The organism is Luteimonas sp. gir (genome assembly GCF_037198055.1).
GTDB lineage: Bacteria > Pseudomonadota > Gammaproteobacteria > Xanthomonadales > Xanthomonadaceae > Luteimonas > Luteimonas citri_A.
On the sequence record NZ_JBBAXQ010000016.1, the window covers coordinates 70,046 to 81,807 of the forward strand.

Here is an 11,762-nt window from a genome sequence, read left to right on the forward strand (position 1 = left end):
CGAGCATACGTCAATCCGTGCCGGCAACCGTCATCCTGCCGATCAGCATCGAGCCGGTACGGACATGCGAACGCGGGTCGACATCGGTGCCCACCGCTTCGATGCTGGCGAACATCTGTTTCAGATTGCCGGCGATGGTGATCCCGTCGACCGCGTGGCGGATCTCGCCGCCCTCGATCCAGAACCCGGCCGCGCCGCGCGAATAGTCGCCCGTCACCGCATTGACGCCCTGCCCCATCAGTTCGGTCACCAGCAGCCCGCGTCCCATGCCGCGCACCATCGCATCGAGGTCGCCGGCATTGGCGGCGATCTCCAGATTGTGCACGCCACCGGCGTTGGCGGTGGTCTGCAGACCGAGCCGGCGCGCGGAGTAGCTGCCGAGGATGTAGCGCTGCAGCACGCCGGCCTCGACCAGCGGCGACTCGCGGGTCGCCACGCCTTCGGCATCGAACGCAGCGGACTGGAACCCACGCGCCAGGAACGGCCGCTCGTGGATCGAGAACCAGTCGGGAAACAGTTGGGTGCCGGCGCTGTCGAGCAGGAAGCTGGCACGCCGGTACAGCGCGCCGCCCGAGACCGCACCGAGCAGGTGCCCGACCAGCGACCGGGCGACCTCGGCCTGGAACAGTATCGGGTAGCTGCCGGTCGGCACCGGCCGCGGATCGAGCCGCGCGAGCGTGCGCTGCGCGGCGCGGCGACCGATTGCCGCTGCCGGCTCCAGGTCGTCGGCCGCCAGCGCCACGCTGTACCAGCCGTCGCGCTGCATCTGCTCGCCGCTGCCTGCGATCAGCGCGCAACCGATGCTGTGGTGGCTGCTGCGCTCGGCGCCGACGAAGCCGTGGCTGTTGGCGTAGACGTGCAGCGCACGCGCGGTCGAGACCGAGGCGCCGTCTGAGTTGCCGATCCGTGCGTCGGTGTCGCGGCCCGCGGTTTCGCAGGCCAGCGCCAGGTCGACTGCGCGATCGGCGTCGAGCGCCCAGGGGTGCCAGGCGTCGAACTCGGGGAAGCGGCCATCGGCACCCGGCCGCGCCATCAGCTCGGCGTCGGCCAGGCCTGCAGCAGGGTCGTCCTCGGTGAAGCGGGCGATCGCGCAGGCCTGGTCGACGGTCGCCGCCAGACTCTCCTCACGCAGATCCGCGGTGCTGGCGCTGCCCTTGCGGCGGCCGAAGTAGACCGTCACCGCGATGCCGCGGTCCTGCGTGGACTCGACCGTCTCGACCTCGCCCATGCGCACATCGACATTGAGGCCGGCATCTTCCGAGCACGCGACCTCGGCCTGGCTCGCGCCCTGGGCGCGACAGCGCTCGAGCAGACGCTGCGACAGCTCGGTCAGTGCGTCGAGCCGGGCGAGGGAGTCGTCGCCCGCCACGCGGTCGGCGATCTGCGATGGGGACATGGTCAATGGCTTATCCTGTTGCGATGAGAGGCATAGACGAAGACAGCGGCGAGTACCTGAGCCCGAGCCGCAAGCAGCAGCGCCGCGAGGCGCTGGAAGTGTTGTCGCTGGCCGAGGCGCTGGTGGCGCTGCCCGAAGGACGGTTGGCGAAACTGCCGGTGCCCGACGCGCTGCTGCCGCACATCGCCGAGACGCGCCGGATCACCTCGCATATCGCGCGCAAGCGGCAGATGGCGTTTCTGGCCAAGCAGATGCGCCGGGAGGAAGACGAGACGCTGGAGGCGATCCGCGACGCGCTCGACGCCGGCGGCGAGGCCTCGCGCATCGAGACCGCGATGCTGCACCGCGCCGAGAGCTGGCGCACGCGCCTGCTCGACGAGGGCGACGCCGCGCTGGCCGAACTGCTGGAGGCCTACCCGCAGGCCGACCGCCAGCGCCTGCGCCAACTGGTGCGCAACGCGCTCGCCGAGCGGGCCAAGAACAAGCCGCCGGCGGCATTCCGCGAACTGTTCCGGCTGCTGCGCGACACGGTGGCGCAGAAGACCGAACAGCCGTGAAGCGCCCTCGCTGACCGGCGATTCGACCGCGCGGCCCGGCCGCGCGCGCTCGAACCTGCGCCTTCGAAGCACGCCCACCAGATCAACCATCACGGCGCTCAAGCCTGGGTGCCGCCCACGGTGAGTCCATCGATCAGCAGCGACGGCTGGCCCACGCCGACCGGGACGCTCTGGCCATCCTTGCCGCAGATGCCCACGCCATCGTCGAGCGCCATGTCGTGGCCAACCATGCGCACGCGCTGCATCGTCTCGGGGCCATTGCCGATCAGCGTGGCGCCCTTGACCGGCGCGGTGATGCGGCCGTCCTCGATCAGATAGGCCTCGGTCGCCGAGAACACGTACTTGCCGCTGGTGATGTCGACCTGGCCGCCGCCGAAGTTGACCGCGTATAGCCCCTTTTTCACCGAGCGGATCATGTCCTGCGGGTCGTCGCGGCCGGCGAGCATGTAGGTGTTGGTCATGCGCGGCATCACCCGGTGCGCGAACGACTCGCGGCGGCCGTTGCCGGTCGAGGCGACACCGCTCAGGCGCGCGTTGAGGGTGTCGTGCATGTAGCCGGTCAGCACGCCGTCCTCGATCAGCGTGGTGCATTGGGTCGGCGTGCCTTCGTCGTCGACATTCAACGAACCGCGGCGACCGGCCAGGGTGCCGTCGTCGACGATCGTCACCCCGGGCGCGGCCACGCGCTGCCCGACGCGACCGGCGTAGGTGCTGGTGCCCTTGCGGTTGAAGTCGCCTTCCAGGCCATGGCCGACGGCCTCGTGCAGCAGCACGCCCGGCCAGCCGGCACCGAGCACGACCGGCATCACCCCGGCCGGGGCGTCGACCGCCTCGAGGTTCACCAGCGCCTGGCGCAGCGCTTCGCGCGCGAAGTGTTCCGGGCGTCCGTCGCCGAGCAGTTCGGCATAGCTGTAGCGCCCGCCGTAGCCGGCATAGCCCGACTCGCGGCGCCCGCCCTGCTCGACCAGTACCTGGATATTGAGCCGGACCAGCGGCCGCACGTCGCCGGCGAGCACGCCGTCGCTGCGCGCGACCAGGATGGTGTCCACACCGCCCGTCAGGCTGACGCTCACCTGTTGTACGCGCGGATCGGCGGCACGCAGGAAGCGGTCGATCCGGCGCAACGCCTCGACCTTCTCCGCACTGCCCAATGCGTCGATCGGGTCGCCGGACGGGTAAAGATCGTGCGCACGCGCACGCACCAGCGCCTGCGGGGCATGCGCGCGACCGTCGCGGGCGATCGCACGCGCCGAACGCGCGGCGCCGAGCAGCGCCACCGCGTCGATATCGTCCGAGTACGCCAAGCCGGTCTTCTCGCCGCTGATCGCGCGCACGCCCACGCCCTGCTCGATCGCATGCGAGCCGCTCTTGACGATGCCGTCCTCGACCGACCAGCTCTCGCGGCGCGCATGCTGGAAATACAGGTCGCCGAAGTCGATGCCCGGGCCGAGCAAGGCGGAGAAGGTGCGGTCGAGGTGGGCGCTGTCGAGGCCGGCGGGCAACAGCAGGCGGGACTGCGCGAGCGCCAGCGCGTCGCCGGTCGCGGGGGAGAGATCGGTCATCCCTGCAGTGTGGGGCCTGGTGGACGAATGGCAACCCACTGCCTGCGTCCTGGAGTGGCGCGGACGCCGGCTAGGGGCCAGCGGGCGGGGACGGCATCGCCTCGGGCGGCGGCACATCGCGGCGCTCGACCACCTCGACCTTCGGATCCTGCCACGGGCCGCTGACGTGGTAGTTGCGTGCGCCCATCTCGGCCAGCGGCCGTCGCAGCACCGCATTGGCGACCGCGCCTACCGCCGCGCCCACTGGACCGGCGGTCAGCGCGCCGACAGCGGGCAGCAGGTTGCCGGTCTTGGGCAGCACTTCGATGTCCTGGTCGTGGGTGCGCGCCTGCAGGTCGGCGGTGCCGCGGATGCGGATCTCCGCCGCGGGGCCGTCGATCGTCACGCCGTCGCTGCGGGCCAGGCCCTGGCCGAAGCGGATCTCACCGGCGATCCGGCTGAAGCCGAAGCCGCGGTTGAAGAAATCGCGGAAATCGAGCATCAGCCGACGTGGCAGTTCGGCCACGCTCAGCAGGCCCAGCACACGTCCGGCCCCGGGCTCGACTTCGACCAGTTGGCCGTCCTTGACCGTCATCTGCAGTGCGCCTTCCAGCGATGCGACCGCGAACGCATTGGGCGCACCGGGCCAGGCGGCATCGAAATCCACCCGGCCCTGGCCGCCGACGATACTGCCGGCGAACCCCAGGCCGGACGCCAGCCGGCCGAAATCGTCGCTCTCCAGGTCGGCCTCGAGCGTTGTCCGCGCGGCGGCGCCGCGTCCGGTCCAGCGGCCGCGCAATTCGATTCGGTGCTGCGGCGACTGCACCCGCAGGTGATCGAGCGCAACGCCACCGGGCACACGCACCAGGCTGCCGTCTGCGGTGCCGAGCTGCAGTGGACCGACGCGCAGGTCCTCGATCGCCAGCCGGATCGGCCGCAGCGTCGCCGGATCGATCGTGTCGGCATCGCCGGAGGGCGCCGGCGGCTGCGCTGCCCGCGGTTCCTCGGCCGGCGCCTGCGCCTGCATCGGCCAATGCAGGCGCTGTAGCGTTGCGACCACCGGCGCACCGTCGGCGTCGGGCACACGCACGCCCCCCGCCAGCGCCGCACCATCGAAGCGCAGGCTGGTGCCGGCGCCCTGACGCACTGCGGTGATCCGGGTCTGGCCGAAGCCGGCGCCGGGCAGACGCAGATCCAGTGCCGTCAGATCGATGCCGACCAGGCGCGGCGCATCCACACCGTCGCCGCCGCCGGCCGCCAGGCCAATCCAGTCGGCGAGTTCAATGACCGGAGTGCGTCCGCCGATCGCGATCCCCGACACTGGCGGCGCCTCGGCAACGCGCGCGCTGCCGAACGCCAGGCGCACGCCGGTCCCGGCATCGCGCGCACGCGCGCGCACCGCGAGCCGATCGCCGAATCCGACCGCGATATCGCCGGCATCGAACGGCAACGGCGCTTCGATCGTCGTGCGCAACGCTTCGCCGGCCGGCTTGGCCAGCGGCGCCGGCAGCCGTAACGCGGTGCCGACCAGATCCGAGCGCAGCAGCAGGCGCGCCGGTGCCTGGCCCGGCGCAGGCGCACGCGCCACCGAGACCTGCACCTGCCACGGCGCCGCGCCGTCGACATGCGGGCGCAACCAGCCCAGATCGGGCGCGCGTGCGAGCAAGTCGCTGGCCGCGAGTGTGGTGTCGAGTTCGGCCTCGAACGCCTGGGCGCGGTCGCGCACATGGCCCTCGCCCGCGCGCAACGCCAGCGTGCCGACGCGCCCCTCGGTCCGGGCGGCCAGCCGTTCGCCGGAAAACCCGTTCTGGTCGAAGCGTGCGCTGCCGCGCACATCGCTGAAGTCGAGCGCAAAACGGCCTTCGCGCGCCGACACGCCGTCCAGCGCCACGCTGCCGTCGAGCCGCACCGGCGCGCCGTGCGGCACCGCCAGCGTCAGCGCAACGCGCGCCGGGCCAGCGACCTCGAGGTTGTCGAGCGTCTCGGCATGCTCGACGTGGAACGGGCTTTGCCGCATCAACGTCAATAACGCGCCGGCATCGGCTTGGGTGGTCGCACGGACCTCGACCGGGCTGTGCGCGTAGTGCCGCATGCCCGCTTCGATCGTCTTCACCGGCGCCCCGGCCAGTTCGCCGTGCGCGTCTTCGACCGAGAACCCATCGTTGAGGAAGCGCACTCGCCCGCTCATGCGCTCCAGCGCCGGCCAGTCGTCCTGGAAGCGGATCGTCGCGTCCTCGATTCGTGCCCGTGCGTCGAATACGCCCCGTCGGTCATGTCCGTCGGCGCTGCCGAAGGGCCAGTCGCCCAGCTCGCCGGAGACGATCGCGCGCCCGTCGCGGACGGTGCCGGCGACCAGCGCCATGTTCAGCCAGCCCATCGCGGCCGCCGGCATTTCGTGGCGCACCCAGAATTTCTTGGCGACCGGCACCTGCGCCGGGTCGACGACGGCCGCCAGATCGATACGCGGGCGCGTGCCATTGCCGTGGAAGGCAAGGCCACCGCGCACGTCCGCAGCATAGCCCTCGCCTTCGATCCGCAGCGCCGGTGTCTCGACACGCCAGTCGCCGTCCTCGCGCCAGGCGGCGATATCGCCCTCGAGCCGCAGCGGATGCGGCACACCGAAGCCCTTGGGCCAGTCGAACACCGGCCGGGCCTGCGGATCGGGACGGAAGACCAGGCCATCGGCATCGCCGGCCAAGGTGCCGGTCAGCCCGTGCAGGCCCGGCGTGGTTCCGACTGGCGCAAATCCCAGGTTCTCGATGCGCGCGGCCACACGGGCCGGTCCGCCGGGCAACGCGGCGACCTCGACATCGGCCAGGACCGCCTGCGGCGCGGCGGCCTGCAGCCAGTCGCGCAGCGACGGCGACAGGCCGTCGCCGAGCGCGGCCAGCGCCAGCAGCGGCGCAACCTCGACGCGTGCGGCGCGCATTGCGTAGCGCGAGCCGCCGGCCAGCACCAGCCCGTCGAGCGTCTGCTCGCGGCCGTGCTGGACCATGCGCAGCGTCGGCGCGTCGAGCCGCCAGTCCGCGCCCTCGTGCTCCCAGCGCAGTTGTGCGCGCACGCCGTCGAATGCCACTGCGCCCTGGGCATCGCCCCCCTGCCCGCTCGGCACGGCGCGCCGCAGCGACAATGTGTCGAGCGCGATGTCGGCCGTGGCCGCGACCACCCGGCGCTCGCGCAACTCCAGCCAGGCCGCGACCCGGCCATGACCCTCGCCGATCGCCGCGCCACTGGGCGCCAGCAACGGCGACCAGACCTGGAGGTCGTTGCGCGGCATCGCGACGTAGGCGCGGCCGGTGAGGTCGTCGCGCAGCAGATCGACCCGCAGATCCAGCGGCGCCCCGTCGACCTCGACCCAGGCCTTGGCCGCGGCGCGCACCCGGCGCCGGTCGACCTGCATCCGCAGATCGACCCGTGGCAGCGTGTGTCGCAGCGACAGCGAGGGCGCATCGATCGTGAGCCGCGCGCCGATCACCTGCAGCTCGCCCAGGCCTTCGAGCGCGGCCAGCGGATCGTCGTTGGGCGTCGCACTGCCCGGCAGGCCGCGGACATGCCAGCCGCCGTCGTCGTCGCGTTCGAGGGTCAATGCCAGCCCCTGGATCCGCAGTTCAGTCAGCGAGCGGCCCGGCAGCAGGCCCGAATACGGCGCGACCTGGATCTCGGCACTGTCGATCGGCACCGCGGTCCCTGGCTCGCCGATGCGCAGCCCGGTCACCCGCAGCAGCGGCCCGCGCCGGCTCCACTGGGTGCGCAGGGTCTCGAAAGCGACCGGCCGGCCGGCGCGTTCACTGAGCCAGCGCTCGACGCTGCGCGGATTGCGTTCGACCCACGGCAACGCCAACTGCGCCAGCGCCACCGCGCCGACCGCGACCAGCACCACCGACAAGGCCGCGACGTACCACGCGCCCAGATGCGCGCGACGCAGGCGCTTCGCCCACGCCGCGGTCATCGTCGTGCCCTAGAGCAGCACAACGTCGAACTGCTCCTGCAGGTACTGGTCGTCGGACTGGAACCGGATCGACTTGCCGAGGAACTCCTCGAGCTCGACCACCGCGGCCGATTCTTCATCGGTGATCGCGGTGACCACCTTGGGCGAGGCGATGACCAACAACCGGTCGGCATCGAACTGGCGCACTGCGCGCACGATCTCGCGGAAGATCTCGTAGGTCACCGTCTCGACGGTCTTCACGATGCCGCGGCCGCCGCAGGCGCCGCACGACTCGCCGAGCTGGCGCTGCAGGCTCTCGACCGTGCGCTTGCGGGTCATCTCGACCAGGCCCAGTGGCGAGAAGTCGTAGACCGTGGTCTTGGCATGGTCGCGCGCAAGCGATTTTTCGAGCGTGCGCAGCACCTGGCGGCGGTGCTCGGGGTCGGCCATGTCGATGAAATCGATGATGATGATGCCGCCCAGATTGCGCAGCCGCAGTTGCCGGGCGACCGCCTGCGCGGCCTCCAGGTTGGTGCGGAACACCGTCTCCTCGAGGTTGCGCTGGCCCAGGAACGAGCCGGTGTTGACGTCGACGGTGGTCATCGCCTCGGTCTGGTCGATCACCAGCGTGCCGCCGGACTTGAGCGCGACCTCCTTGTTGAGCGCCCGCTGGATCTCGTCCTCGACCCCGTACAGGTCGAAGATCGGCCGCGACCCGGTGTAGCACTCGATCCGGTCCACCAGCCGCGCCTGCTCGGCCGGCCCGGGCGCCGGCAGGTACTGCGCGGCGAATACGCACAGCTTTTCGTAGGTGTCGCGCGAGTCGACCTTGACCTTGTCGACATCGCGGCGCATCAGGTCGCGCACTGCGCGCATCGGCAGGGTCAGGTCCTCGTAGACCCGGCTGCCCACCCTCGCCTCGCCGACCGTGCGCTCGATCAGCGCCCAGGCCCGCTGCAGGTAGGCGATGTCCTCGGCCAGCGCTTCGGCGCTCTGGCCCTCGGCATTGGTGCGCACGATATAACCGTGGCCGCCAGTGGCGGCGGCCAGCTCGGACACCAGCGTCTTGAGCCGCACTCGCTCGGCCTCGTCCTCGATCCGCGCCGACACGCCGACCGCGCGCGACTGCGGCAGCAGCACGAGGTAGCGCGAGGGGATGCTGATCTGGGTCGTCAGCCGCGCGCCCTTGCTGCCGATCGGGTCTTTGACCACCTGGACGACGATCTCCTGCCCGTCGCGCAGCAGTTCGTTGACCGGCAGCGTTGGCCCGGACGGCGGGAACAGGCTCTCGCCGTCGCCATCGCCGTTGGCCTGCGGTGCGCGCATCACGTCGTTGGCGTGCAGGAAAGCCGCGCGCTCCAGGCCGATGTCGACGAACGCCGCCTGCATGCCGGGCATCACCCGCTGCACCCGGCCCTTGTAGATGTTGCCGACCACCCCGCGCCGCCAGCCGCGCTCGATGTGCAGCTCCTGCAGCATGCCGTTCTCGACCACGGCCACGCGTGTCTCGCGCGGCGTGACGTTGATCAGGATCTCTTCGGACATGCGAGATCAGGCCTCCTGTGCTTCAGCGACGAACGGCCGCGGGGCCAGCCCGAAATCGCGCAGCAGCACGCCGGTCTGCTGCAGCGGCAGGCCGACCACACCCGAGTAGCTGCCGGCCAGGTGCGTAACAAACAGCGCCGCACCGCCCTGGATCGCGTAGCCGCCGGCCTTGCCGCGCGGCTCGCCACTGGCGACGTAGGCCGCAATGGTCGTCTCGTCGAGCGGCGCGAACGTCACCTCGGTGACCACCGTCGCCTGCGCCTGGCGATCGGCGCCGACCAGCGCCACCGACGAGATCACCTCGTGGGTTCGCCCCGAGAGCTTGCGCAGCATCGATGCAGCCTCGGCATCATCGCGTGGCTTGCCGAAGACCTCGCCGTCAAGGACGACCTCGGTATCGGCACCGAGCACGACCGCACCGGGCTCGGTCGCCAAGGTGCGCAGCCCGGCGTCGGCCTTGTCGCGTGCGACACGGCGCACGTAGTCGCCCGCACCTTCGGCCGGATCGCGGCACTCGACGACATCGACATCGACGACCCCGAATGGGAGTCCGAAATGGGCCAGCAGGGCGCGGCGGCGCGGGGATTGCGAGGCGAGATACAGCATCCGGCAAGGATACCGTGCAGCGGCCGCGCAGCCGTCGACGCGGCACCCATTAACCCCGTTCAGGCTCACGACCCGTTCACTGCCCCGTGACGACCCTTGTTCCGTCGTCCTTGGAGACCACCATGCGCCCCAATCCGCTCCGCCCCTTGCTGCTTGCCTGCAGCCTTGCCCTTGGGACCGTTTCGATGACTGCCACCGCCCAGGACCATCCGGCCACCGCCCCTGCCGACGGCACGATGCTGTCGATCTCGGCCAGGGCCGAGGCCAGCCGCGTACCCGACATCGCGACACTGTCGACCGGCGTGGTCACGCAGGCCGCCGACGCCAATGGCGCCATGCGCGCCAACGCCGAGCAGATGACCCGGCTCACCGCCGCGATCAAGGCCGCCGGCATCGCCGAGCGCGACGTGCAGACCTCGGGCATCAACCTCAGCCCGCAGTATCACTACGCCGAGAACCAGCCGCCGACGATCACCGGCTACCAGGCCAGCAATACGGTCAATCTGAAGGTCCGCGACCTGCGCAGGCTTGGTTCGGTGCTCGATGCCCTGGTCGCCAACGGCGCCAACCAGATCAACGGCCCGACGTTCGAGATCGACAATGCCGAAGCGGTGGAGGACGAAGCCCGCGCCGCAGCGCTGAAGCTGGCGCAGCAGCGCGCCGAGCTCTACGCCAATTCGCTCGGCATGCGGGTGCGACGGATCGTGAGCATCAGCGAGGGCGGCGGCTTCGCCCCGCCTCGCCCGGCGATGGCGATGCGCATGGTGGCGCAGGACGCCTCCACCCCGATCGCGCCGGGCGAGAGCTCGCTCAGCGCCAATCTCAATGTCGTGTTCGAACTGGGACGCTGATATGAGCCGAAAGGACACGCCGCCTGCCGCCCCGCCCAAGCCCGGCCAGACGCCGGGCTACTCGGAAAATCACCCGCGCGACCACGAGGACGCGCGGCAGTCCGACCCCAAGCGCAAGCGCAATCCGGACGAAGGCGGTCTCGACCGCGAGCCTGAGGGCATGCCCGGCGACTGACCCATCGGGAGGTCCGGTCGCGCGCCGCGCGATCGGACCGCCTGTCCGCCGGCAACGACCACCCGTCGCCGTCCGCTTGCCTGCCCGCAGGATCGGTGCCCAGTCTGCAGACAGACACGGCGACCATGCCCGGCACGGCCGGGGCCCGGGTCGCCACGCTTCCGTCGGCCACCCGGCCGACACGTTAGGAGGTGGCGCATGGTGCTACAGCAGACCGCTCCCCACATGCGGGGCTTCGCGAACCCGGACCGCCGCCCGGACCCGGTCCGGATCGTCGGCATCGCCGGCACTCTCGCCTTCAATGCCGTGGTGTTGTCGGTGCTGCTGGTGCCCGCCGGCGGCGGCGACCGGCTCTCCCTGCCCGACGCCCCGCCGCAGCTGGAGTTCCGTTGGCTGACGCCGCCACCGCCGACACCGCCGCGCCCCCCCGAAATCCGCGAGATCGTTGCACCGCGACCGCTGCCGCCGGCCGTCACCCCACCCGCACCGGTCGCGGTCGCGCCCACGATCGACAGCGCGGCCGTGGCCGTCCCCATGCCCGGCCCAGTCACGGTGCCCGCGCCCGGCGACGAGGTCGCGCTGGCGCCCCCTGCACTGACGGCCCCGGTGAGCGGCGTACAGTTGCAATACGCCGCCGCACCACCGCCGAGCTATCCGCGGGCCTCGCTGCGCGCCGGCCATACCGGCGTTGTGCAGCTCGAGGTGCACGTCGGCATCGATGGGCGGCCGTTGTCGGTGCGCGTGCACCGCAGCAGCGGGTACCGCGACCTCGACCAGGCCGCCCTGCGTCAGGTCCAACGGCACTGGACGTTCCAGCCGGCCATGCGCGACGGTCGCCCGATCGAGGCGATCGGCGTCGTCCCGATCGCCTTCGATCTCGACCGCGGCTAGACGCTGCAGCCGGCGCACCGGCACGTCAGGTGCGCCGGCAAGTGCAGAGACGCACGCGCGCGACATCGCGCGACCGTGCAGACGTGGCCGCGCGCATCGCCGGGCACCACGGTGAGCGCCAGCGTTCGCGTGCGGCACGATGCGATGCACAGACCCGCAATTGCAGCGACGTCGCGCGCGGGACGTCCTGCCCGTTGCGTGTCATCGCGCAGGCCTGTCGACCATGCCGTCCGTCGCGCGCCGGGCTCGAAGTACTTTGCGACGAGCGAAAC

Annotated in this window: 9 protein-coding genes; 4 read left to right on the plus strand and 5 right to left on the minus strand. The window is 71.4% G+C overall.

Going from position 1 to position 11,762, the window contains the following annotated elements; all coding sequences use genetic code 11:
- Positions 1-10: 10 nt before the first annotated feature.
- A complete protein-coding gene (gene pmbA, locus WAF18_RS16450; protein WP_337246064.1) occupies positions 11-1,396 on the minus strand; it encodes a metalloprotease PmbA in 1,386 nt (461 codons plus the stop codon).
- A 23-nt stretch (positions 1,397-1,419) separates the two neighbouring features.
- Here pmbA and yjgA point away from each other — a divergent pair, with 23 nt between their 5' ends.
- Positions 1,420-1,953, plus strand: a complete 534-nt coding sequence (gene yjgA / locus WAF18_RS16455; RefSeq protein ID WP_183425823.1) for a ribosome biogenesis factor YjgA — start codon at positions 1,420-1,422, stop codon at positions 1,951-1,953.
- 98 nt (positions 1,954-2,051) lie between these two features.
- On the opposite strand, the gene tldD is transcribed toward yjgA, so the two are convergent.
- The 4 genes from tldD to WAF18_RS16475 form a co-directional block, all read right to left on the minus strand.
- Complete coding sequence (gene tldD, locus WAF18_RS16460) at positions 2,052-3,515, minus strand: metalloprotease TldD (protein ID WP_337246065.1); 1,464 nt, start codon at positions 3,513-3,515, stop codon at positions 2,052-2,054.
- A 70-nt stretch (positions 3,516-3,585) separates the two neighbouring features.
- The gene (locus WAF18_RS16465) at positions 3,586-7,443 is read right to left on the minus strand and encodes a YhdP family protein (RefSeq protein WP_337246066.1); all 3,858 of its coding nucleotides are present in this window, start codon (positions 7,441-7,443) and stop codon (positions 3,586-3,588) included.
- A 9-nt stretch (positions 7,444-7,452) separates the two neighbouring features.
- Complete coding sequence (rng, locus tag WAF18_RS16470; RefSeq protein WP_337246067.1) at positions 7,453-8,967, minus strand: ribonuclease G; 1,515 nt, start codon at positions 8,965-8,967, stop codon at positions 7,453-7,455.
- A 6-nt stretch (positions 8,968-8,973) separates the two neighbouring features.
- On the minus strand, positions 8,974-9,573 hold the full coding sequence (locus tag WAF18_RS16475) for a Maf family protein (RefSeq protein WP_337246068.1): 600 nt from the start codon (positions 9,571-9,573) through the stop codon (positions 8,974-8,976).
- A gap of 122 nt (positions 9,574-9,695) precedes the next feature.
- On the opposite strand from WAF18_RS16475, the gene WAF18_RS16480 reads away from it, so the two are divergent.
- From WAF18_RS16480 to WAF18_RS16490, 3 genes are all read left to right on the plus strand, one after another.
- Positions 9,696-10,424 (plus strand): SIMPL domain-containing protein, encoded by a 729-nt coding sequence (locus WAF18_RS16480; RefSeq protein ID WP_337246069.1) that lies wholly within the window; start codon positions 9,696-9,698, stop codon positions 10,422-10,424.
- 1 nt (position 10,425) lies between these two features.
- Complete coding sequence (locus WAF18_RS16485) at positions 10,426-10,599, plus strand: hypothetical protein (protein ID WP_337246070.1); 174 nt, start codon at positions 10,426-10,428, stop codon at positions 10,597-10,599.
- Between the two features lie 225 nt (positions 10,600-10,824).
- On the plus strand, positions 10,825-11,490 hold the full coding sequence (locus tag WAF18_RS16490; RefSeq protein ID WP_337246071.1) for an energy transducer TonB: 666 nt from the start codon (positions 10,825-10,827) through the stop codon (positions 11,488-11,490).
- The last annotated feature ends 272 nt before the right edge of the window (positions 11,491-11,762 follow it).